Origin of the sequence: Bacillus timonensis, assembly GCF_004799755.1 — a bacterium.
In the GTDB taxonomy this organism is placed as follows: domain Bacteria; phylum Bacillota; class Bacilli; order Bacillales; family Bacillaceae_L; genus Ferdinandcohnia; species Ferdinandcohnia timonensis_A.
The window spans coordinates 80,164-104,686 of record NZ_SLUB01000009.1 but is presented as its reverse complement, the minus strand read 5'-3'; the positions used below and the strand labels follow the sequence as shown (position 1 = coordinate 104,686).

The window sequence follows — 24,523 nt, the reverse complement described above, 5'->3', positions numbered from 1 at the left end:
GATTTTTTACCAGGTGTATGAGCACGACTGAGTCACAAACCCATATACATAACATAAAAAAAACAAACAGGGGTAGATATCAGTGGGCATACAAAATAGTAAATTTAGGTGGGTTATTTTTGCTTCTGTCTTGTTTACATATGTAGTGATGTCAGCCCAACGCACCGCACCCGGACTGATTACAGACCAATTGATGACGGACTTTCAGGTCACGGCAACAACAATCGGGCTCTTGACCAGCATCCAATTTTTCGTATACACAGGTTTGCAAATGCCGATGGGAATCTTGGCGGATCGCTACGGCCCTAATTTTTTCCTCATTATTGGTGCTATCCTAACAGGTGTTGGAACGATCATGTATAGCCTTGGAACCTATGAATTTGTCCTCTTTTTTGCACGAATCCTAACGGGAATAGGAGATGCGACGATTTGGGTGAATTTAGTCCTCATTTTAAGCAAGTGGTTTAACGAAAAAGAGTTCACCCGGCTTATTGGAGTAGCGGGAATGACCGGGAGCCTCGGTTTCCTGATGGCAACTGTTCCTTTTTCAGCATTGATTGTCTTACTTGGCTGGCGTGGAGCCTTTCTTTCAGGGGGAATCCTGTTGTGTTTGTGTGGGATTTTTCTTTATTTTGTCCTCGTAAAAAAACCAAACCACCCAATGATTGAGAAAAATGAAGTCCACCGTGAGAAAACATCGGTACTGCTGCGTCGAATTTTTTCAAGTCGGCAAGCATGGGCATTGTTTCTTTGTCACTTCGGGCTTGTTGGAGGGTATTTAGGTTTTATCGGTTCATGGGCAGTGCCTTACGGGATGGATGTGTACGGCTTGACCCGTTTAGGCGCAAGTCAGCTTATTATGTATAGTTTAATTGGGGCACTATTGGGTGCTCCGTTGATTGGTTGGATCTCAAGTAGATTAGGGATGATTAAAGGACCGTATCTCTTTTTTCATATGGTTACTGTTTTGTGTTGGTCAACTTTCCTTTTATTTCGTGAGGGACCTCCATTATTCTTGCTCATTCCTCTTTTTATTATCATTGGATTTGCGTTTGGCTCTAATTCCTTAACCTTTGCAACTGTGCGCAAAACCTTTCCGATAAGCGAATCAGGCATGGTGTCTGGATTTGCGAACACGGGCGGGTTTTTAAGTGCGGTCCTACTGCCAGCCTTCTTTGGAATTGTGTTAGACCATTTTACGTCTGGATATTATTTCGGTTTCATCATTCCCTTGATATTTTCCATCGCGGGTTTAATTGGGGTGAATTTAATAAAGGAATAAAAACTGGAATCGTTTGCAAATCCCTTTCCGAAAAAAACTTCTAGGAGTATAATGAAAATTGTGATTATAGATAATATCGGGGATATAAGGGAAAGGGGAATACAGATGGATAAGCTACAACAAAGTATGTACAAGTTAATTGTAGAGACATCAACAAGACTTCCAAAGGATGTACGTAGAGCGGTTGCTCGTGCAAAGGCGAGTGAAAGTGCCGGTACTCGTGCTGCTATGTCTCTTTCAACCATCACCAACAATATTTCAATGGCAGACGTAAACGTATCACCAATCTGTCAGGATACAGGTCTACCAACTTTTAAAGTGAAAACGCCTGTTGGGGTGAACCAATTAAAAATTAAAGCGGCTATTCGTGAAGCGATTGTCGAAGCAACAAAGGACGGGAAGCTACGTCCAAACGCTGTAGATTCATTAACTGGTAAAAATAGCGGGGACAACCTTGGCGAAGGTGTGCCAGTAATTAAGTTTGAACAATGGGAAAAGGATTACATCGATGTTCGCCTTATTTTAAAAGGTGGCGGATGTGAAAATAAAAACATTCAATACAGCTTACCATGTGAATTAGAAGGACTTGGTCGTGCTGGCCGTGACTTAGATGGAATTCGCAAGTGTATCATGCATTCTGTGTATCAAGCCCAAGGACAAGGCTGTAGTGCAGGCTTCATCGGAGTTGGAATCGGTGGAGACCGTACGTCTGGCTACGAATTAGCGAAAGAACAGCTTTTCCGTTCAGTTGAGGATGAAAATCCAAACGAAGATCTTCGCAAGCTTGAAGAATATGTGATGGAAAATGCGAATAAGCTTGGAATCGGAACAATGGGCTTCGGCGGTGAAACAACTCTACTTGGTTGTAAAGTGGGTGTTATGCACCGTATCCCAGCAAGTTTCTTCGTATCTGTTGCCTACAACTGCTGGGCATATCGCCGTCTAGGTGTCACTCTTGATGCCCAAACAGGTGACATTAACGAGTGGTTATACCAAGATGGAGAAGAAATTGATTTCTCTAAAGAAAAAGAAGAAGTGCAAGAAGTAAAATCAGAAACCCGTGAAGTCGTGCTTCAAGCACCAATCACTGAAGAACAAATCCGTGAACTTAAAGTTGGAGATGTAGTGCGAATCAATGGTCGGATGTACACAGGCCGTGACGCCATCCATAAGCATCTTTCAGAAAATGATGTACCAGTAGATTTAGATGGTCAAATCATTTATCACTGTGGTCCCGTTATGCTTAAGGATGAAGATGGCAACTGGCACGTGAAAGCGGCTGGTCCAACAACGAGTATTCGTGAGGAGCCTTACCAAGGCGATATCATGAAAAAGTTTGGCATCCGAGCGGTCATTGGTAAAGGTGGAATGGGGCCTAAGACACTTGCTGCACTTAAGGAGCATGGTGGAGTGTACTTGAATGCGATCGGTGGAGCTGCCCAGTATTATGCAGACTGCATCAAGTCTGTTGATGGTGTGGACCTCATGCAGTTTGGTATTCCTGAAGCAATGTGGCATCTATCTGTTGAAGGCTTCACAGCCGTTGTCACTATGGATTCACACGGAAACAGCCTTCACGAGGATGTTGACAAATCCTCATTAGAAAAACTAGAACAATTCAAAGAACGTGTATTTGCATAAAAATGGATTGTGGCCCGTTACGTTTTGGCGTAGCGGGTTTTTTATGGTTACATTTTGGCAATCTATTCCTGCATGAACTCCCTTAATGTGGTAAAAACTAACTCTACTACTAACGGAGTTTTAGGAGGTTTTATTTTTGAAAAGGCTTTGTGGCATACTTCTTCTTTTGACTGTTACCTTTTCATTGACTGTTGCTCCACATGCTGCAGCAGCTTATTCAAACACACCCATCCATTGGGGCTTCAAAAAGAGCAAAAACCATGAACCTGCCTCAGCAGGTGAGGAGTATGATAAACTACTCGCAAAATATGGCGCTTTTTATTTGGGGGATACTTCAAAAAGAGACATCTACCTTACGTTTGATAACGGCTATGAGAATGGCTATACCGAACAAGTTCTTGATGTGCTAAAAAAGAAAAAGGTTCCCGCGACATTCTTCGTCACAGGGCATTATTTAAAAGATCAAGCTGACCTCGTCAAACGAATGGCAAAAGAAGGGCATATCGTTGGGAATCATTCATGGTATCATCCGGATTTAACAAGAGTAAGTGACGAACGACTCAGAAAAGAATTAGACTCAGTTCGGGAGGAAACAAAAAAGCTTACCGGTCAGGACGTGACGTATCTTCGTCCACCACGAGGTATCTTTAGTGAACGAACATTAGCTTTATCCAACAATCTTGGTTATCAAAATGTGTTTTGGTCGCTCGCCTTCGTCGACTGGCACATCAATAGCCAAAAAGGGTGGGAGTATGCTTACAACAACATCATGAGGCAAATTCATCCAGGTGCGATTCTTTTGCTACATACTGTATCGAGGGACAATGCCGAAGCCCTTGGGAAGGTAATCGATGACCTGCGTGAAGAAGGTTATACTTTCCGAAGCTTAGATCAATTAATGGCGGAAAAAACGATTAGGGAAGAGCTATTATTTGACTTGGACTAACAAAAAAGGACTTAGAATCGCATCTAAGTCCTTTTCCCACTACATATACTTTTCAACTAATTCATAGCATCTTTCTTTGGTGACCTTTGCTTGTGCGGTTACTTTTACTAAAGACTCCATTGTGCCGCCTTTGTATTGTTCCGCTTCTTCACTTGCAATCCGATATTTTTCTCTAATCCATTGGCGTTGATCTTCCCGCAGTTTATCCATTTTCTCTGTTGGAAGTTGTTTCTCAAGTTCCTTCCAAATTTTATTAAGTTCGTCGTCCCATATTTCATAAATTCCTGCAGCGATATCTTCCATCTCAATTTGTGTTTCGCCCTCAGGCTTGTTTTCAATTTCTTCTTCAATCGCAGCGAGTTCGTTTAAATATTGCTCCTTAAGAGCACTATTTTCCGATGCTCCTTGGACGCTAGTATCCGGCGACTCGGTATCCGCGCTTTCATCTGAAGCATTTGTCTCTTTACTCTCTTCCGCAACATCAGCCTTGTCACTTACCTTTTCAGAGTCCGCCTCAGCAACCGCACTCTTAGCTGGTTCTTCCGGCTGAGAACTGGTCTCCTTATCTGGTTTCCCACACGCGGCCAACAACACGAACAAAATAGTCAACAGTACTACCTTTTTCATTGCAAAAACTCCTTGTCATTTTGTTCTTATGTATAACTACTTAACATTATCTTCAAATTATAGCCTAAAAACAATAAAAGAGCTGTAGATTCAGCTCTTTTTACGTATTTCCTTTTTCTTCCGCCAAGGTTTTATATATGAAATGATGAAAATAAAAATGGTAACAGCTATCTGAAAATAGACTGCATATTGTCTGATTACGTGATTTTGAATGAATTCAGGATTGGTCAGGGCTAATTCTCGTTGAGTTTCAAGCAACTCCATATTTGTGATCATAAGCTTGTCTATAATAAAAATCCCGACAATCGTTTGAATGATATAGAGTACGATTTTCGTGCCAACCCAGCGATGCTTGAAGAATCCCCAATTTGTAAAAAATCCATAGATGAGTCCCACTAGTAAAGTGCCAATTGCCCCCCAGCGAACAATATGATCACTAATAATAACGATCGTTTTATATCCTAGATATGACTCATTAAATTCAGTAAAATCAAGATAGAGATTTAATGAAAGAGAACTTAAAATTCCTCCGAAAAATAAAACGACTAGAAAAACGTGGATAATTTTTAACCATTTCATCCCTTTAGGTCCGATTTTTTTCATGTTACATTACCTCCTCATGTTATCTGACCAGCAACATTTATTTTACGCTGAGGAAGATCTTTGAAAAATGTGCTACAGATGTAATTTTCACTACAACGGAGGTCCTATATTCCGCAAAATTGAAATAGAAGGTAAAATGGAGAAAGAGACTTTTTTAGGCAGGGGGAATCACCATGAATGCATACATCCTTTTACTGATAGCCATTATGAGTGAAGTATTCGGTAGCTCGCTACTTAAAGCAACAGATGGCTTTAAAAAATTCCTGCCTTCAATGGGAGTCATGATCGGATATGGTCTAGCATTCTATGCTTTATCACTATCACTAAAGACATTGCCACTTGGGATGGCATATGCAATCTGGGCCGGAGTCGGGACAGCGCTAACCGCATTAGTCGGCATTATCATCTATAAAGAAACGATTGATATGAAAAAAATCCTAGGATTCCTGCTAATTATTGGTGGCGTCATTTTACTCAATATTGGAGGGGGTCATTAAATGAAGGGATATCTAGCATTAACGATTTCGATAATATGTGAGATCTTTGCAACCGCCATGCTAAAAATGTCAGATGGATTTACCATTCTAGTTCCGTCGATCGGTGTCATCGTGGGATACGGACTCGCGTTCTACTGTTTATCCATATGTCTTAATACTCTTCCACTAAGTTTGGCATATGCGATTTGGTCTGGAGTAGGAACCGCACTAACGGCCGTCATTGGAGCGCTTGTGTGGGATGAGGTGTTTACCGCTCTTAAACTAGCAGGCATTGTCTTAATTATCGGCGGTGTCATTTTATTAAACACTTCGGAAAAAGAAGAAGTGGAAAAAAATCCGAAAGCCAAAGCGCTTTAATAAAGGCGCATTTCCTTATATAATGTAAGTCAGGTCGGCTACGCATCGTTTCCTTGATGAGCCGTTACGTTGTAGCGTTAGAAGAAGGTATTTTGCTAGATACCTTTACACCGCCTCGTGAAGATCTATTAAACAAATAAACATACGAATCCTCTTGCGTGCAGGGGGATTTTTTTGGCGCTCAAATGGTATAATGTGTACTAACACTTATGAATTGAGGTTGGTACCATGTGGGAGAAAACAGTGCATGTACAGCCGCCATACAATTTTGATCGCGTCCTAGACCGGCTATCAATAAATCCACTTATAAAATTAAATAAAGACGAACGCTCGGTGAAAGTACCGTTTTATTTTGAAAATGAACCCGTGGTTGTCACCGTGAAAGCAGCAGGAACAACGGATGATCCAAGTTTCGTAGTAACGGGGTCTCATAAAGATTCAATGGAATATGCATTGCAACGAGTGTCACATATTTTTCAATGGGACGTATCGTTGGGGGAAATCCAAGACCATTTTTTACAAACAGACCTTCGAGATATTTTCACAGAGCATCGTGGAACGCCATTGATCTTAGATTTCGATCCGTATTTTTGCTTGATGAAATGTATCATCCATCAACAACTCAATATGACGTTCGCCTATACCCTGACATCAAGGTTTGTAACCACATTTGGCGAAGAAATCGAAGGAACGTGGACCCATCCTCGCCCCGAAAAAATAGCTGAGTTGTCTGTTTCAGACTTGAGGGAGTTGCAGTTCAGCGGTCGGAAGGCGGAATATGTCATTGATACATCGAAGTTGATTGCCTCTGGGGAGTTAACTCTTCCGGATCTTCAATCAAAAACTGATGAAGAGGTCATGGACACGCTCGTAAAAATCCGCGGAATTGGCAAATGGACCGCAGAAAATTTTCTTTTATTCGCATTGGGACGACCGAACCTGTTCCCGATGGCAGATATCGGAATCCAAAATGCCATCAAAAAATTATACAATCTGGAAAAAAAGCCAACCTATGAACAAATGGAAGAATACAGCAAGCCATGGGAGCCATACTTAAGCTATGCCTCCTTGTATTTATGGCGAAGCATCGAATAGAAAGTTGTGTGTAATGAATGAAACAACAAAAAGAAAACCAAGCAAAATTACAGGTGGGACAAACCTTTCCCCTTACAATAAAGAGACTCGGAATCAACGGAGAAGGTGTCGGCTATTTTAAAAGACAGGTCGTCTTCGTACCGGGGGCGCTACCTGGTGAAGAGGTAGTTGTCGAAGCAACGAAGGTTCATCCGAAATTTTCTGAAGGCAGGATTAAAAAAATCCGTAAAAAATCAGAGCATCGGGTAAAGCCACCATGTCCAATCTACGATTTATGTGGAGGCTGCCAGCTGCAGCATTTGGACTATCGTCAGCAATTAAAAGAGAAGCGGGACATCGTCGTCCAAGCGTTTGAACGATATAGTAAAACACCCATTGAAAAGCTCAATATTAAAGAAACAATTGGTATGGAAAACCCATGGAACTACCGAAACAAGAGTCAGTTCCAGGTCGGATTGGAAAAGACAAAGGTGATAGCGGGACTTTATGGACTGAATTCACACAAACTGATTGATATCGCGGACTGTATGATCCAACATCCAGCAACAAGCAAAGTCACTCAAACGGTAAAAATGATCCTTCAGGATTTAAAAATATCAATTTATAATGAACAAAATCGAAAAGGGCTCGTCCGCACAATTGTTACAAGAGTCGGCGTTCAATCGGGAGAAGTACAGCTCGTCTTAATTACAGCTAAAAAAGAAATCCCACGAAAAAGCTTATTGATAGACGAAATTACAAAGCGTTTGCCTGAAGTAAAATCAATCATCCAAAACATCAATGGACAAAAAACATCACTCATTTTTGGCGACGAATCGATTCATCTACACGGAAGCGAGGTTATCCAAGAAACTCTTGGAGACCTATCATTCGAGTTATCTGCTCGTGCATTCTTCCAGCTAAACCCAGAGCAAACCGTTAAATTATATGAAGAAGTAAAAAAGGCAGCTCAATTAACAGGTAAGGAAAAGATCGTCGATGCGTACTGTGGAGTGGGAACGATTGGGTTGTGGCTTGCAGACGGTGCAGCAGAAATCCGCGGAATCGAAATCATACCAGAAGCCATCGAGGACGCAAGAAAAAATGCAAAAAAACATGGCTTCGAGAATGCAACCTACGCAGTAGGAAAAGCCGAAAAGCTCCTTCCAAAATGGGTAAACGAAGGCTGGCGTCCAGACGTCATCGTCGTCGACCCACCGAGAACAGGCTGTGACGATCAATTCTTACAAACTGTATTGAAAGTGAAACCGAAGAAAATGGTGTATGTGTCTTGTAATCCATCGACTTTAGCGAAGGATATTCAAGTATTGTCTAAGCTCTATCGTGTGGAGTATGTGCAGCCGGTGGATATGTTTCCTCATACGGCGCATGTAGAGGCAGTTGCGCAATTGGTACTAAGATAAATCACTATTCAAACCTTGTGAGTGCGTCTCGAAGAAAGTTTTAAAAGATGCAGCAGGCCCAGAATAGGAAGGTCTGCTGCATTTATTTGCTGCCCCACTAATTTATTAATTTTAATACTTTTAACCTGAACATCCTCACGCTATAATTCTTGAGGAATGGTTTTTAAACATTAAGCAAATTATGATGAAAGAATAATCATCAATAATATTATGAGAAAATCCTCGTTTGAATGTAGAACGGGGGTTTTTTTTTATATTAAATTCCAAGTATATGAACTACTATGCTCATTTCCATTCAAATTATTTAGAAAGTCTCTCAAATAGCAAGATAATAGAGATTTTAAATGAACATAGCAAGAATCTTAATTGTATAAACACTATGTCGATAGTATTATTCAACTAATCAGAACAGTATCAAAATTTTGATTAGAACTTACTTAAATGAAGGGGTGACGTTTAGGGGTGGTAGAGAAAAATGTGTATGCACTTGAAATGAAAAATATATCTAAGTCATTTCCAGGTGTAAAAGCACTAAATCATGTTTCACTTAATGTAAAAAAAGGAAGCGTTCATGCACTCATGGGGGAAAATGGCGCAGGTAAATCTACACTGATGAAAATACTAGCTGGAATTTATCAACCAGATGAGGGGGAACTTTTTTTAAAAGGAGAAAAAATTGTGTTAAACAGTCCTAGTGAGGCACTACATCATGGAATCAGTATGATTCACCAAGAGTTAAGCTTTGTATCAGAACTAACTGTTGCGGAAAATGTCTTTCTTGGCAGAGAACCCCGCATTGGTAAAAGTAGGATTATAAACAAAAAGAAGCAAAATGAAGACACCCGTGAGCTATTACAACGATTAAATATTGACTTGGATACGAAAGTAAAGATGTCCACACTTTCTGTATCAGATAGACAAATGGTGGAAATTGTGAAAGCGGTTTCTAATAATGCGGATATTATTGTAATGGATGAACCAACTTCAGCCATTACAGATAGAGAAGTCGAAAAACTGTTTAGCATTATTAAAATGCTAACTTCCCAAGGAAAGTCAATCATATATATTTCTCATAAAATGGACGAAATTTTTAAAATCGCAGATGATATTACGATTTTACGAGATGGGTGTTATATCGATAGTAAACCAGCTACGGATTTAAATCATGACATGCTGATTTCCTTAATGGTTGGCAGAGAGTTAAAAGATGTCTATCAAACTAGAACTTCCAAAAGGGAAGAAGTATTTATGGAAGTGAAAAATTTAACAAGAAAGGGTAGTTTTGAAAATATCTCTTTTACCATGCATCGAGGTGAAGTGTTTGGTATTGCAGGGCTTGTAGGTGCAGGAAGAACGGAGTTAGTGGAAAGTATTTTTGGGATTAACCCTCCACAAACGGGAGAAATACATATGAATCAAAGAAAGGTGGTTCATAAACATCCCTCAGAAGCGATTAAGAATGGCATAGCACTAGTGACAGAAGATCGTAAACAGACAGGACTAAATTTAGCTGGAAATGTAAGAGATAATATTAGTTTAGTGTACCTAAGGAAGTTATCCTTTTTTAACCATATTATTTCTAGAAAAAAAGAAAGCAGTACTGTTGATGCACAAATAAAATCATTTAAAATCAAAACACCTAATCGGAACATGTTGGTAAAAAATCTAAGCGGTGGAAATCAGCAAAAAATTGTCATTGCTAAATGGCTTTTAAATAAGCCAGATATTTTAATATTGGATGAACCAACTAGAGGCATTGATATCGGAGCCAAATCCGAAATTTATAAAATCATTTACGATTTTGCTAGTTTAGGTAAGGCAGTAATTGTTATCTCTTCAGAAATGCCTGAGCTGTTTGGGATCTGTGACCGGATCATGGTCATGTGTGAGGGAGTAAAGACTGGAGAATTTCTCCGAGAAGAATTTGACCAAGAAAAAGTTATGGCGTGCTGTGCGGGAATGACGAAGGGAGAAAAGGTCGGATGAATGTTCAAAAACCAGCTGCAAAAATGAATGGACTGGATATGGTTAATGCTCGTTCAGTAATGAAAACAGTAAGTAAGGGTAACTTTATTGCTAAATACGGAATTTATATGGCTTTTGCAATTCTATTTATCGTTTTATCTATCACATCTGATTCATTTTTGACTTCTACAAATATGATTAATATATTACGGCAAGTATCCATTATCGGTATTGTTTCTATTGGAATGTCATTCGTAATTATTACGGGAGGTATTGACCTATCTGTCGGATCGATAATGGCACTATCAGCAGTTGTTGCTGCAAGCTTTGCCCAGGCGGACAGTGGTTATTCTATTATCATACCAATTCTCGCCGGAATAACCGTTGGTTTAGCTTGTGGAATCGTTAATGGTGTCTTAGTTGCAAAGTGGAAGGTAGCTCCATTTATTGCTACTTTAGGAATGATGACTGCAGCTAGAGGCTTGGCGATGGTATATACGGATGGTCGCCCAGTTATCGGACTAAGTAATTCTTTTAACAATATTGGAAGCGGTCACATAATTGGCCTTCCAATTCCTATAATTGTATTCAATTTCATAGCCATCGTAGGGATTTTTCTTCTTAGATTTACTGTATTTGGAAGACATGTTTTTGCAACTGGTGGGAATGAACAGTCTGCGAGATTATCAGGTATTAATGTAACTTCAGTCAAGATTGGTGTATACGCGATTGCTGGATTATTAGCCGGCATCGGAGGAATGATTCTATCCTCTCGGATCATGTCAGGTTCGCCAGTGTTAGGTCAGGGCTATGAACTTGACGCTATTGCAGCAGTTGTTATTGGAGGAACAAGTCTTTTTGGTGGAGTGGGCAGCATTGTTGGAACACTTATGGGTGTATTAATTATTGGTGTAATGAATAATGGACTCGACTTGCTAAATGTTTCTTCCTACTATCAGCAAATTTTAAAAGGGGCAATTATCGTTATTGCAGTACTTCTTGATAGAAAAAACAATCATTGAAAATAAATAAATCTATAGGAGTGGGGATATGAAAAAGGTAAAGGGAATAGCATTCGTGTTGCTAATGTTTCTGGGGATATTAAGTGGATGTGCTGGTAATACAGAAGAAAAGGTTAGTGGAGCAGCAGAAGGAAAGGTGAAGATCGGAGTTTTATATCAAAACCTACAAAATGAATATATTGTTAATTTGCAAGATTCAATTAGAAAGTATGCTGAATCAGCTGGGGCTGAATTAATAGAATCAGATGGCGAAGGTAAGGCTGAAAATCAAGTTAGTCAGGTTGAAAATCTCATTAATCAACAGGTGGATGCCATCATTTTAAATCCGGCTGATAAAGATGGAAGTGCAGCAGTTGCAGAAAAGGCTGCGGCAGCAAACATTCCGATTATTACTGTTCTAGCAACGGTTTCGAATATAGATAAATTGACAGCACATGTTGGCTCAGACGATGTAGAGGCTGGGATAATTGAGATGAAGCATGCAGCAGAATTATTGGAAGGTAAAGGAACAATAGGTATTATTCGCGGACCAAACGGGAATTCAGCAGAGGTCAATAGAACAGCAGGAATCATGGAAGTGTTAAAAGACTACCCTGATATAGAGATTGCTGCAGACCAGACGGCAAATTTCTCAAGAGAGGAAGCACTATCTTTAACCGAAAACTGGCTACAATCGCAAGAACTAGATGCAATTATTGCACAAAATGATGAAATGGCATTAGGTGCAATCAAAGCGATAAGTGCTGCTGGAAAATTAAACGAGATCAAAGTACTTGGAATCGATGCCATTCCGGACGCACTAAATTCTATTGAAGCTGGTGAGTTAGCCGCTACTGTCTTTCAGGATGTGGATGCGCAAGGGAAAATGGCAGTTGATGTAGCGTTTAAAGCAGCAAAGGGAGAATCAGTTGAAAAAGATAATATGATACCGTTCCAATTGGTAACAAAAGAAAATTTAAATCAATTTAAGTAATAAAATCCTTAAGTTATAAAAAGGAATATAAGGAGGAGTACTAAATGAAAGCTGAAAAGAAATTAAATAATATTTTAGAAATTCAAACACCGTTAAACGAACGCCGTAATAATGAACCGCTTCGTGTATTAAGTGAAGAAAATTGGAAGTTTTGGAAGGAAAATGGGTATGTCATTATTCGCGATGCCGTTCCAAAGGAGCACATTGATCGCTTAGTGAATTTGATCTGGGAGTTTGAAGAAAAAGACCCTAATGATTCATCAACTTGGTACACAGCACCACGCCGTGAAATGGCAATGAAAGAGTTAATGAATACTGGAATGGTTGAATTATATAATCATCAGTACCTTTGGGATAACCGCATGTATGAAAAAGTTTATAATGCGTTTGTTGATATCTGGGGAATAGAAAAACTTTGGGTGAGCATTGACCGTTGTAATCTAAATCTACCAATCCGTCCTGGCCATGAATATAAAGGTTTTATCCATTGGGATGTCGATTCCTCGTTGGATCCAAAACCAGTCAATGTTCAAGGAGTATTATCCTTATGTGATACCACAGAAGAGATGGGTGGATTCCAGTGTATCCCTGAGCTTTACAGAACGTTTGATGACTGGGTAAAAACACAGCCAGCAGATAGAGACCCGTATAAACCGGATACGAAAGGCTTTACGCCAACTAAAGTAGTGACAAAAGCGGGAGATTTACTTATCTTTAACGCGATGCAGCCTCATGGGATTCGTCCAAATCATTCGGATAAGCCACGATTGGCTCAATATATCTCCATGTTCCCAGCACAGGAAAATAATGAAGAATTGAGAGATACTAGGATTCATTCCTGGAGCGAGAGAATTAAACCTGAGGGAGCGGCATTCCCAGGGGATCCTCGTAATTGGGAACAAGTAAAATATAAAAGAGCAGAACTTACTGAATTAGGAGAGAAACTATTAGGTTTAAAGAAATGGTAATGAAAGAAATTGAGTCGCTTCTATTCTTTTCTTTCTAATTGAAACTCAAAAAAGCTGCGTACTTAGCAGCTTTTTTTGTGTGCATAACGATTCAGTGGAGAAGTCCTTGGTCTATGTTTTCTTATTATAGTAAAGATTTTTCTTATGGTTTTCTTTAAATTGTCTCGGTGTTTCCCCTGTAGTTTTCTTAAATAGAAGAGAAAAATAATTAGGGTTCTCATACCCTAAAATTTTTGCGATTTCTCCTACTTTTAATTCTGTTGATACCAACATGTTTTTGGCCTCTCCTATACGTCGGTTAATTAAGTAATTAATAGGAGAGATTTGCATATGCTCTTTAAAAACATGGGATAAGTAATATTTGTTGATAAAGAGTTCATCTGCAATGTCCTCAAGTTTTATATTTGTTTTATAGTTTTTATCAATAAATTCTTTTATTCGTATGGCCAATTGATTGGTCTCGGTGCTTTCATTCTTCACATGCTTCGATTGAATCGCCCTGTGAATTAAAGCAATAGAGGACATGAGTAAACCCTTACAAAGGGTTTGATAGTTCGTATCTTGAAGGGACGATTCTTCGAATATTGTCGAAAAATAAGTTCCAATGAGATCGGAATATTTATTTTTGCGAATTACTGGCTCAATATCTAACGGAGTAATGCAAAGTTTATCTAAATGTTTTATCGCTACATTGGTAATCCCACAAAAGAATGTCTCAAGAGGATTCATTGGATTTGAATGTTCCTCATGGATGACTCCCGAATTGTAAATAAGGATATCTCCTTCATTAGCTGTATAGAGTTGATTGTTAATCAAAAAGGTTCCTTCACCACTACGAATATAAATCATTTCAGATAAATCATCATGTTTATGGCTAGGAAAGTTCCAATTGGGATTTCCTCTAACCTGACCAGCATATGCTAGGACAGGAGGGGTGATAAACGTTAATGGTTGTTGTAAATATAATTCCATTTCTTTAGTAGTGTTCTCCATTATCTGTCTACTTCCTTTAAATTAATTTCTTAGTTTAATAACCAAATAAGCAAGATATTATATTTTTATATATTTTATACCTCTTCTTCCATCCATAGTAGCAAATAATCGGTTTTTGAAGAGTTTTTTGAGTATAAAAAGCAAGATATTATAGTTTTATTGAAAATAGAGCACAATATTTAATAGTATTAACACTATGAAAATATTATCATTAAACAACGTTGATGATTAATTAATTGAATTTTTATCATGATTGTAAGCGTTTAATAAGAATTCTACAAATTTTCGGAGGTATTATGCGAAAATTAAATGTTGGGATAATTGGCTGTGGTGTCATTGCGATGCAAAAACACTTTCCAGCTTTAATGAAGTTAGGTGAAAAGGTAGAAGTAGACGCGTTTTGTAGTGGAAATAAACAGAATGCAAAAAGTCTGCTGAAACTTTTAATAAAAATGGAAAGGTTTACACGGATTATCGGGAGTTGCTAAAGGACACAGAGAGTGATTGACATTGAAAATAGAAAGAAAATAAACGGGTCTTGACCGAGATAAAAGTGTTTTCGCGTTTTTACGTAATTGAAAGGAATTTATTGAAATGTTTAATCAGGCAGCGGGGGGAAAATAAAATGCAAATGAACTCTTTCGTTATTTCACGTCTTTCAACCATGATGTTCCTTCAATATTTTGTGTTAGGATCATGGTTTGCTACTTTGGGATTAATTCTTAGTGAAAATGGGATGTCTTCTATAATAGGAACTGCTTTTGCGGTTGGTGGAATTGCGGCTATTATTTCCCCTGTATTTTTAGGGATGATTACTGACCGCTTTATCTCTTCACAAAAAGTGTTAGGTCTTGTGAACCTCATTGGTTCTATTTTATTATGGTTACTCCCAGTACAAATACATGAGGAAAATGGGACAGCCTTTATCTTATTCATGTCTCTGTACATGCTTTTATTTAATCCAACTTATTCCTTAACCAATAATATAAGCATGAGCAATGTGAAGAACTCTGTAAAATATTTTCCGGTTATCCGTGTATGTGGAACCGTTGGTTTTATTGCAGCAGGTATTCTCGTTGGCAGTCTCGGGCTTTCAGGTAGTCCATCCGCCTTTTATGTAGGTGCCATCATGTCTATTATACTTGGAATATATAGCTTTACTTTACCGAACACTCCTGCACCAGGTAAAGGGAAACCGTTTTCCTTTCGGGATGCATTATGTCTTGATGCATTTAAGCTATTGAAGGATCGTTACTATTTAGTCTTTATCATTTGCACGACCGTACTATTTATTGATCACGCAGCTTATATTTCTTTTGCCTCCGTCTTTGTTGGTGACGCTGGGATTGAAAACGTATCATCTTTTATGACAATTGGCCAGTTTTCTGAAGTTGTTTTTATGCTGCTGATTCCTTTCTTTTTTAAACGATTAGGCTACAAATGGATGTTTTTTATTGGAATGCTGGCATGGGTACTAAGAATGACATTGTTCTCTGTAGGAGCACCTGATGCAATGATTAGCATGATTTATATTGGGATTGCATTGCATGGACTTTGTTGGGATTTTTTCTTCGTAACAGGATATCTTTACACGGATTCGGTAGCAGATGAAAAAATAAAGGGACAAGCGCAAGGGCTAATTATCATGTTTACGCAAGGAATTGGAATGCTTGTCGGTTCTTTTTTAGCCGGAGAGCTGTTTAATCAAACAGTAACGAATCAAGGAGCACGAGCTTTGGAACAATGGCAAGTATTTTGGTTTTATCCAGGTGTAATTGCGAGCGTTGTGGCAGTAGTATTCTTTTTCTTCTTTAAAAATTCGAAACAAGGATCGGAATCAGTTAAGAAAAAGGAAGAAAAAGAATTGGAACTTAATGAGAAAGTTATCTAAAAATTTTAGAAGAGATACTAAGAGATCAAGACGTGGATCTCGGTATCTCTTTTTTGCGTTTAAAAGCATTTGTAATGGATAAGTATAGCTTGGGTTTTTAACCTCAATAACAATATAATGTATTTTTTATATGGTGATAACAATATAATTATAGTTTTAATTCGGCCATAAACATGAAGGGATTTGGTTTGTAAAGCGCTTATATTTGTCGGTTATGGTATAAAATGTTTCTAATATCCAACAAATCTCTTTAGAATTCTTTAAAAAAAGTGAAGAAAAAGCAATATATTATCTTTTATAATACAACAAAGCACGTTAGTTTATAGTATTACCCCTATGTAAATAGTACATTAATATTGTCAGGTGGTTGAGAAAGTAGAAATGCAGGTTAACAATAGAGTCCTTGAGTTACAACTGTTAGTAAACGCTTTCTATAACTAAGAAATCGTGACCTGATGATTAAAAACAAAGGAGGAATTAGCATGGCAAAAACAAAAGTAAATAATATTTTAGAGATTAATATTCCTTTAAATGAACGTCTAAATAATGAACCGCTAAGGGTATTAACAGAGGAACAATTTCAGTTTTGGAAAGAAAATGGGTATGTAGTGGTTCCTAATGTGGTTCCACAAGAAAACATTGAACGTACAAAAAAGTTAATTTGGGAATTTGAAGAAAAGAACCCTAATGATCCTTCTACATGGTATTCAAAACCTGCTCGTGAACATGTAATGCCTGAGCTTCGTGGAGCAGGAATGGTGGAATTATATAACCATCAATACTTCTGGGATAACCGTATGCACCAAAAAGTATATGATGCATTCGTTGATATTTGGGGAACCAAAAAATTATGGTGCAGCATTGACCGTTGTAATATGAGCTTCCCAAGCAAACCAGGAGTTTTCGAATTTGAAGGCTTTATTCATTGGGATGCTGATACATCCTTACAACCTCGTCCCGAGAATGTTCAAGGTATTCTTTTCTTAACGGATACACAAGTAGGAAGCGGTGGCTTAAGCGTCATTCCTGAATTATACCGAGACTTTGAAGAATGGGTGAAAACACAACCGGAAGACCGTGATCCATATCACCCAGATTATACGGGATATACGCCAACTCCAGTCACATTAAAAGCTGGTGACCTATTAATCTTCCATGTTATGCAAGCTCACGGCTTACGTAAAAACACATTGGACACACCAAATATTCATCAGTATATTTCCATGTTCCCGGCACAGGAAGAGAATGAAGAATTAAGGGATTGGAGAATTACACAATGGAGAGACCGTGAAATTCCAGAGGGGATTGCATTCCTTGGAGATCCTCGAAATTGGGAAAAGGAAAAATATGAACGAGCACAGTTGACAGAACTTGGTGAAAAATTACTAGGTCTTAAAAAGTGGTAAACGATTCATTTTACTTATTAAAGAGGAGGAATTTTTTATGAAAAAGCAGCTAAATAATATTCTTGAAATTCAAACTCCGCTGAATGAACGCTCAAATAATGAGCCGCTTCGTGTATTAAGTGAAGAGGATTGGAAGTTTTGGAAGGAAAACGGTTATGTCATTATTCGCAATGCAATTCCTCAGGAGCATATTGACCACTTAGTGAGTTTAGTCTGGGAGTTTGAAGAAAAAGACCCTAATGATCCATCAACATGGTACACAGCACCACGGCGTGAAATGCAAATGAAAGAGCTAAATAACACGGGAATGGTTGAATTGTATAACCATCAGTACCTGTGGGATAACCGTATGTACGAAAGAATCTATAACGCGTTTGTAGATATTTGGGGAACGGAAAAACTATGGACCAGTATTGACCGTTGTAATCTAAATCTACCAATCCGTCCTGGTCATGAATATGATGGATTTATTCATTGGGATGTAGATTCCTCGTTGGATCCAAAACCAGTCAATGTTCAAGGAGTATTATCCTTATGTGATACTACAGAAGAGATGGGTGGATTCCAGTGTATCCCTGAACTTTACAGAACTTTTGATGACTGGGTAAAAACACAGCCAGCTGATAGAGATCCGTATAAACCGGATACAACTGGCTTTACGCCAACTAAAATAGTGACAAAAGCAGGGGATTTGCTAATTTTTAACGCGATGCAGCCGCATGGAATCCGTCCAAACAATTCAGATAAGCCACGATTGGCACAATATATCTCCATGTTCCCAGCTCAGGAAGGAAATGAGGAATTGCGAAAATCAAGAATTAAGTCATGGAGTGAAAGGATTAAGCCAGAGGGAGCCGCATTCCCTGGAGACCCTCGTAATTGGGAGCAAGTGAAGTATGAAAGAGCGGAACTTACTGAACTAGGGGAAAAACTTTTAGGCTTAAAAAATTGGTAATTTTAAAGAAGGGCTACCTGGAATCTACTATTCCAGGAGCTCTCCTAAATAATCTAATTAGGAGGTTAATAACATGGATACTTGTGTTTTTTGTGAAAAGGAGTTATGCAAAATGGAAAGAAATCGAGTTGTATGTTGGGATTGCAGTGAAGAAACTTCAGAAGCTTATGATGAAGAGTATGAAGAGTCCTAGCCGTATTTAGTACTGAGGTAAATAATTCATGACATCTTAATAAAATGTAAGAGAGGGATTGTAATGATAACGGTTTGTGAAAAGCATATAAAAGAGGCAATAACGTTACTAAATGTCCCACATATTCAAAAACTATCCCAAAAATATTGGGAACACCGCTGTTTTTTCTGCAACCAACTTGCTCACTTTAAATTAATTGATGGTATTCCAGCGAGAAAGCCCATAAAAGTAAAGACTGAATCTAATGTTTCCTAATGATTTGAGAACCTTTAAAGTTGCTTATAAAGATTTTAAAAAACCAGAAAAAGTCCCCGTAAGTAAAAAAAGGTATCATTTCTCAATATTTTTGAGAAATTGATACCTTTTTTCATTGTATAATTATAGTATCAATTTAATGTGGGTGGATACTATGATTCAAAAACAACAATCAATGACTTTTAGTCCGTTTATGCAGATTTATGATATAGTCGTTCCGAAAGATAATATGCTGCGGAAAATTAATGAACTTGTGGACTTCTCTTTCGTATATGAAGAGCTTAAGGGAAATTATTGTCATGATAACGGTCGAAATGCTGTCGACCCTATTCGCATGTTCAAATATTTATTGCTAAAGACTATCCATGACTTGTCTGATGTTGATATTGTTGGAGCGTTCTAAATATGACATGTCCTTTAAGTATTTTCTGGATATGGCTCCTGAAGAGCCTGTGATCGACCCAAGTTCTTTAACTAAGTTTCGAAAACTGCGTTTAAAAAATGTTGACCTATTAGATTTATTAATCAATAAAACCGTAGAAATCGCGATTGAAAAGGAAATCATCAAAAGTAAAAGTATTATAGTAGATGCTACCCACACAAAAGCACGGTATAACCAAAAATCACCTAAAGAAATCTTAATGGATCGTTCAAGAAAACTAAGAAAATCTATCTATAAAATAGACGAAACAATGAAAGAGAAGTTCCCTGCGAAAACTACGACTAATTCTCTTGAGGATGAAATTGAGTATAGCCAAAAGCTTATTGATGTAATCGAAAAAGAGGAAACTTTAACTCAATACCCAAAAGTTAAGGAACAATTAAACCTCTTGAAGGAAACTGTTGCCGATGACATTGAACATTTACAGATCTCCGAGGATCAAGATGCGAAAGTTGGGCACAAAAGTGCCGACACCGCTTTTTTGGGGTTCAAGACGCATATAGCCATGAGTGAAGAACGTCTTATAACAGCTGCGACAGTAACTTCAGGCGAGAAAAACGACGGTAAACAACTAGAAACACTAATTGAAAAAAGTAAAAAGGCTGGAATAGATGTTGAAGCAGTTAAGGTGATACAGCTTACTCTGAAAAGGGAAATATCGAATACACTGGAAAGAATGAAATAAAACTAGTTGCTAAATTAAACCCATCTGTTACTCAAGGTACTCGGAAGAAAGAGGATGAATTTGAATTTAATAAAGATGCTGGAATGTATGTCTGTAAGGCAGGACATATGGCTATTCGAAAAGCTCGACAAGGTAAAAAAGGGGTCGCTGCCAATCAAGTTGACACCTATTATTTTGATATCGAAAAGTGTAAACACTGTCCATTTAAAGAAGGATGTTATAAGGAAGGTGCTAAAAGTAAAACCTATTCTGTCATTATTAAATCAAATGTACATACTGAACAGATGAATTTCCAAGAGAGTGAATACTTCAAGGAAAAGTCCAAAGAACGTTATAAAATAGAAGCTAAAAATAGTGAACTAAAACATAGACACGGGTATGATGTTGCGAAATCCTCGGGTCTAATTGGTATGGAATTACAAGGTGCCATGGCGATATTTACAGTAAATATAAAACGGATTTTAAAACTACTAGGCTTATAACCAGGAATGAAATGGTATGATACGGATAAAAAAGACGACTTTAAATTCAAAAAATGAATTTGAGTCGTCTTTTTTGTTACAGAAATTTAGATACCTATAAAAAACGCCAGTTTTTCAGCGGCCTCCTTCTATGAAGGGTATCTTTTTGTGTATAATCCAAAGCTTCTTGACCAAATTCAAGATTGATTTGTCCTATTTTAAATTCATTAAGCTAAATGTTTATCCTATCTGTTTTTTGCCTCTTAAATAACCACGCTGAACCATATCATAATTAATTTCAAGTTAAAAAGGTAAACACCACTACATCAATATGTCTGCGATCACTACTCAAGCCATGTGGAGTGCTGTTCACTACTTGTAAGGAAAGATAATTAAAGATGTAACAGTGAGTAAAGAGCCTTTCCTGAGTTGGACGGCTCTTATTTTACGTATACGAAGAAATGGTACTTAGAATTAAAAAAATTGGAAAAAATCTTTCTGAAATACTGTAAAATTAAAATTTATCCATTTGTCCTTTAAGATTCTTTACACAATAATTATTGAATCTTTCTACATGTGAATTTGTACTATGTTTTTGAAATGAATTTAAATCTTTATAATCCCCGCCAATATAGTTGATTAGGGAAAAGAGCACAACTTGATAATCAAAATAGACTCCACTGAAACCAGTCCAGTAGATATTTTTTCGCTCGGCAAATATGTTATATAGTGCTTTATACAATAAAAAGGGCTTTTCACTATTGAATTTAAACCAATTGGGATTTAAAACATGTTTGGTTTCATAATCAAATGAATTTGAATCATAGAATTCATTCTCCTTTAATGATTCATATAGCGCGTAGGATAAACGATTAAAAAAGTTGCTTAAAAGATCTGAAAGTCTAACACAAGGATCTACCTTGGAATCTATTTCAATCTCTTTTTTAAAGCCTTGTTTTCTTGCTGTCTCTAGTATTTTTCCTGTTCCTTCCTTATCAAGAGTTAAATTAATTCTATTAGATTTAATAGATAATTCATCTAAAAATAAATTAAAACCATCAAAGAGGATTTGATAATCCCAATTAAATTTATTACTTGGGGATGATACGATATCAGATTGTTCTAAGATGAATAATAGTTCTTCCAGAACAGGTAATTCCATTTGTTTTCGTTTCACTTTTTGAATTTTGAGGATTATTTCCTTCAACATATTTTTTAACTCGGTTAGAAAATCCTCAGTGGATAGGGGATTTTCAGAAAATATTTTTTGCAATAGCTTTGTATTTCGATAATTAAATAAGAATTTTATTATTGAATAGATGAGGGAGTGGTAATTGACGATTATATATTTTGGAAATTTAATTCTTCGAAAATAATGGACAATCAAGAATTCAGTTTTACTAAAGAGACTGATATGGAGCATTACATTGTTATCAATGAGATTGAAAATTTTACTATATAAATCCAGTGCATTCTTATTGAACGATGTAATTCCATATTTAAAATTAGACTTATTAATATTCGTTCCCTTTAATTCCTGATCTTCAGTTAATCCGAGAAGCTCCTTTCCGTGGTTTTCAATGGCTATATAGTTTTCTTTATATTTTTTTTCAAAACGGTTATCTACTCCCCAAAACACTCCTACGAAAAGATCATTGTTTCCCTCGCGATATATATTAATTCCTTTATCTGTGTTAGTTACTTTTCGATCATGAGAAGATTCATCAAAAAAGAAATTATATGTCTTTTTATGTTTCAAATTAATCACCATCTTTATTTCAAAATAAACTTAGATGCTATCTGTTATTCTTGAACATATAAAACATTCATAAGTTTATTACAATCATAGTCGTAAAATGCAATTTGTTACAACTAGATTTAAGTAATCATTAATAAATTCTCTCTTTTCTTTGGATAAATAGCATTACGTATAAAAATAGAATACTAATTTTTCATCCGCACATGTATCTAATACTAAAAATAGAAGTAGATTTAATGAAAGTGTCGAAAAATGCAGTTTAGTTATTATATACTGTATATATGGTTGGATTTTCCAATAACTAAATTGTAAGGAGTGTTCCAAATGTATTCCATTGAGATAGAGCACAAAGGTTTACATAAGTATCGTGTAATTAAAGGTAATGATAGGTATGTAGTTGATCAAAAGGCTTATGTACAATTGAAACAATGGGACGAAATGTGGGAGAAAAAGCAAGCAGCAGAACGAAAAAAGCGGGAACGTGAAAATGCAGCGATGGAAAAGGCTCAAAAGAAAGCTATGGCAGAGCAACAGACACAAGATGCATTAAATGAACTTGAATTAATTGACCAGACATTAGTACATACTTTAGACATAGATGACAAGATCGACTGGGATTCTTTAAAAGATGTATCTAATTTTTCGGTACCAAAGCCACTATCACCTAAGGAGCCGACGTTCCCCAAAGAGCCAGATGGAAAAAACTTTGCGCCTAAATTAGGTTTGTGGGATAAAATTTCTTCCTCAAGCAAACAGAAGAAAATTGGGATATCTAAAAAGATATTTGAAGACGCTTTAAATAACTGGAGACAAGAAACAGAAGACTTAAAGTCAATGCATGAAAAAGAACTAGAAGTTTTTGAGGAACAGCTTAGAGTATGGGAGGAGAAAAATCAAGAGTTTGAACTTGAGAAGAAAGAGAAAAATGATGCTATTGAAAAGAAAAAGGAACAATATTTAGCCGGTGAAAGTGAATCAATAATTGAGTATTGTGATATGGTTTTGTCTAATTCTGACTATCCTGATTATTTCCCTCAAGATTTTGATATTGATTATAATTCGAATAACAGAACGGTAATTGTAGAGTACATACTACCTGATATGTCAGATTTACCAACCTTGAAAGAGGTTAAATATATTGCTTCAAAGGACGAGTATAAAGAATCCTTTTTATCCGAGGCTGCAGTTAGAAAGATGTATGATAAATTACTCTATGATATTACTTTGCGTACTTTGCATGAACTTTTTGAAGCAGATGCAATAAATGCGATAGATTCTATAGTGTTTAATGGATGGGTGAATACTATTAACAAGGCAACTGGTAATAAGGAGAATATATGCATATTATCAGTTCAAACACAAAAAGATGAGTTTAATAAAATAAATTTAAAAATGGTAGATTCAAAAACTTGTTTTAAGAATCTGAAAGGTATCGGTAGCAGTAAATTATCTAGTCTTACCCCAATTGCACCTATTCAAAAAATTAATAGGGAAGATAGCCGTTTTGTTGATTCATATAATGTAACAGGAGACATTGATGAAGAAACCAATCTAGCGGCAATGGATTGGCAGGACTTTGAGCATTTAATAAGAGAACTTTTCGAGAAAGAATTTAATACATCTGGTGGAGAAGTTAAAATCACAAGAGCGAGTAAAGATGGTGGAGTAGACGCAGTTGCGTTCGATCCAGACCCTATTAGGGGAGGGAAAATTGTCATACAGGCAAAGCGGTATACAAATGTTGTAGGAGTATCAGCGGTTCGAGATTTATATGGAACAGTTATGAATGAGGGAGCAACAAAGGGGATATTAGTCTCTACTGCAGATTTCGGTCCTGATGCATACAATTTTACCAAAGATAAACCATTAACTTTACTTAACGGCAATAATCTATTGCATTTACTCCATAAACATGGACATAAGGCAAAAATAGATTTAAAAGAGGCAAAGTTATTGATGAAGGAGAAATAACGAGAGAAAAAAGTGTGAAAATTGATGCAAAAAATGGTGTGAGTTTATGTTTCTGGCGAACGGTGGTATATGGGTTTGAGTGGGATAAAAGGAGAAAGAGTTTTTCACAGCACAAAAGAGAAAGGCAACTAAC

20 protein-coding genes and 1 pseudogene are annotated in these 24,523 nt (G+C 37.1%); 17 read left to right on the top strand and 4 right to left on the bottom strand.

Annotated elements, in window-relative coordinates:
- Positions 1-82 precede the first annotated feature (82 nt).
- From E1I69_RS07650 to pdaA, 3 genes are all read left to right on the top strand, one after another.
- The gene (locus E1I69_RS07650; RefSeq protein WP_136379014.1) at positions 83-1,282 is read left to right on the top strand and encodes an MFS transporter; all 1,200 of its coding nucleotides are present in this window, start codon (positions 83-85) and stop codon (positions 1,280-1,282) included.
- A 105-nt stretch (positions 1,283-1,387) separates the two neighbouring features.
- Complete coding sequence (locus tag E1I69_RS07645; RefSeq protein WP_136379013.1) at positions 1,388-2,923, top strand: fumarate hydratase; 1,536 nt, start codon at positions 1,388-1,390, stop codon at positions 2,921-2,923.
- Between the two features lie 166 nt (positions 2,924-3,089).
- Positions 3,090-3,869, top strand: a complete 780-nt coding sequence (pdaA, locus tag E1I69_RS07640) for a delta-lactam-biosynthetic de-N-acetylase (RefSeq protein WP_431731868.1) — start codon at positions 3,090-3,092, stop codon at positions 3,867-3,869.
- 39 nt (positions 3,870-3,908) lie between these two features.
- Here the strand turns inward: pdaA and E1I69_RS07635 are convergent, their stop codons facing one another.
- Positions 3,909-4,496, bottom strand: a complete 588-nt coding sequence (locus E1I69_RS07635; protein WP_136379012.1) for a lysozyme inhibitor LprI family protein — start codon at positions 4,494-4,496, stop codon at positions 3,909-3,911.
- A 90-nt stretch (positions 4,497-4,586) separates the two neighbouring features.
- Positions 4,587-5,099: a DUF2269 family protein gene (locus E1I69_RS07630; RefSeq protein ID WP_136379011.1), complete on the bottom strand. Its 513-nt coding sequence runs from the start codon at positions 5,097-5,099 to the stop codon at positions 4,587-4,589.
- 173 nt (positions 5,100-5,272) lie between these two features.
- Between E1I69_RS07630 and E1I69_RS07625 the strand changes: the two genes are divergently transcribed.
- From E1I69_RS07625 to E1I69_RS07590, 8 genes are all read left to right on the top strand, one after another.
- Positions 5,273-5,596, top strand: a complete 324-nt coding sequence (locus tag E1I69_RS07625; protein ID WP_136379010.1) for a DMT family transporter — start codon at positions 5,273-5,275, stop codon at positions 5,594-5,596.
- On the top strand, positions 5,597-5,953 hold the full coding sequence (locus E1I69_RS07620) for a DMT family transporter (protein WP_136379009.1): 357 nt from the start codon (positions 5,597-5,599) through the stop codon (positions 5,951-5,953). It begins immediately after the preceding gene.
- Between the two features lie 228 nt (positions 5,954-6,181).
- On the top strand, positions 6,182-7,048 hold the full coding sequence (locus E1I69_RS07615; protein WP_136379008.1) for a DNA-3-methyladenine glycosylase family protein: 867 nt from the start codon (positions 6,182-6,184) through the stop codon (positions 7,046-7,048).
- Positions 7,049-7,065: 17 nt separating this feature from the next.
- Positions 7,066-8,451 carry a 23S rRNA (uracil(1939)-C(5))-methyltransferase RlmD gene (rlmD, locus tag E1I69_RS07610; RefSeq protein WP_136379007.1) on the top strand — a complete coding sequence of 462 codons (1,386 nt, stop codon included), beginning with the start codon at positions 7,066-7,068 and terminating at the stop codon, positions 8,449-8,451.
- A gap of 462 nt (positions 8,452-8,913) precedes the next feature.
- Positions 8,914-10,437, top strand: coding sequence for a sugar ABC transporter ATP-binding protein (locus E1I69_RS07605; protein ID WP_347561797.1), 1,524 nt, complete (start codon positions 8,914-8,916; stop codon positions 10,435-10,437).
- A gap of 59 nt (positions 10,438-10,496) precedes the next feature.
- Positions 10,497-11,438, top strand: coding sequence for an ABC transporter permease (locus tag E1I69_RS07600; protein ID WP_207308521.1), 942 nt, complete (start codon positions 10,497-10,499; stop codon positions 11,436-11,438).
- Positions 11,439-11,466: 28 nt separating this feature from the next.
- Positions 11,467-12,411 (top strand): substrate-binding domain-containing protein, encoded by a 945-nt coding sequence (locus tag E1I69_RS07595; protein WP_136379006.1) that lies wholly within the window; start codon positions 11,467-11,469, stop codon positions 12,409-12,411.
- 44 nt (positions 12,412-12,455) lie between these two features.
- The gene (locus E1I69_RS07590) at positions 12,456-13,379 is read left to right on the top strand and encodes a phytanoyl-CoA dioxygenase family protein (protein WP_136379005.1); all 924 of its coding nucleotides are present in this window, start codon (positions 12,456-12,458) and stop codon (positions 13,377-13,379) included.
- A 111-nt stretch (positions 13,380-13,490) separates the two neighbouring features.
- On the opposite strand, the gene E1I69_RS07585 is transcribed toward E1I69_RS07590, so the two are convergent.
- On the bottom strand, positions 13,491-14,372 hold the full coding sequence (locus E1I69_RS07585) for an AraC family transcriptional regulator (protein ID WP_136379004.1): 882 nt from the start codon (positions 14,370-14,372) through the stop codon (positions 13,491-13,493).
- A 296-nt stretch (positions 14,373-14,668) separates the two neighbouring features.
- Between E1I69_RS07585 and E1I69_RS07580 the strand changes: the two genes are divergently transcribed.
- From E1I69_RS07580 to E1I69_RS07560, 5 genes and pseudogenes are all read left to right on the top strand, one after another.
- The gene (locus tag E1I69_RS07580; protein WP_136379003.1) at positions 14,669-14,860 is read left to right on the top strand and encodes a hypothetical protein; all 192 of its coding nucleotides are present in this window, start codon (positions 14,669-14,671) and stop codon (positions 14,858-14,860) included.
- Between the two features lie 137 nt (positions 14,861-14,997).
- Positions 14,998-16,263, top strand: a complete 1,266-nt coding sequence (locus E1I69_RS07575) for an MFS transporter (protein WP_136379002.1) — start codon at positions 14,998-15,000, stop codon at positions 16,261-16,263.
- Positions 16,264-16,745: 482 nt separating this feature from the next.
- The gene (locus E1I69_RS07570) at positions 16,746-17,669 is read left to right on the top strand and encodes a phytanoyl-CoA dioxygenase family protein (protein ID WP_136379001.1); all 924 of its coding nucleotides are present in this window, start codon (positions 16,746-16,748) and stop codon (positions 17,667-17,669) included.
- 37 nt (positions 17,670-17,706) lie between these two features.
- Entirely contained in the window at positions 17,707-18,624 is a 918-nt protein-coding gene (locus E1I69_RS07565) for a phytanoyl-CoA dioxygenase family protein (protein ID WP_136379000.1), read from the top strand.
- 602 nt (positions 18,625-19,226) lie between these two features.
- Positions 19,227-20,681 (top strand): annotated as a pseudogene (locus tag E1I69_RS07560) (IS1182 family transposase).
- Between the two features lie 493 nt (positions 20,682-21,174).
- Here the strand turns inward: E1I69_RS07560 and E1I69_RS07555 are convergent.
- A complete protein-coding gene (locus E1I69_RS07555; RefSeq protein ID WP_136378999.1) occupies positions 21,175-22,419 on the bottom strand; it encodes a hypothetical protein in 1,245 nt (414 codons plus the stop codon).
- Positions 22,420-22,743: 324 nt separating this feature from the next.
- Here E1I69_RS07555 and E1I69_RS07550 point away from each other — a divergent pair, with 324 nt between their 5' ends.
- Positions 22,744-24,390, top strand: a complete 1,647-nt coding sequence (locus E1I69_RS07550; protein WP_136378998.1) for a restriction endonuclease — start codon at positions 22,744-22,746, stop codon at positions 24,388-24,390.
- Positions 24,391-24,523: the final 133 nt, after the last annotated feature.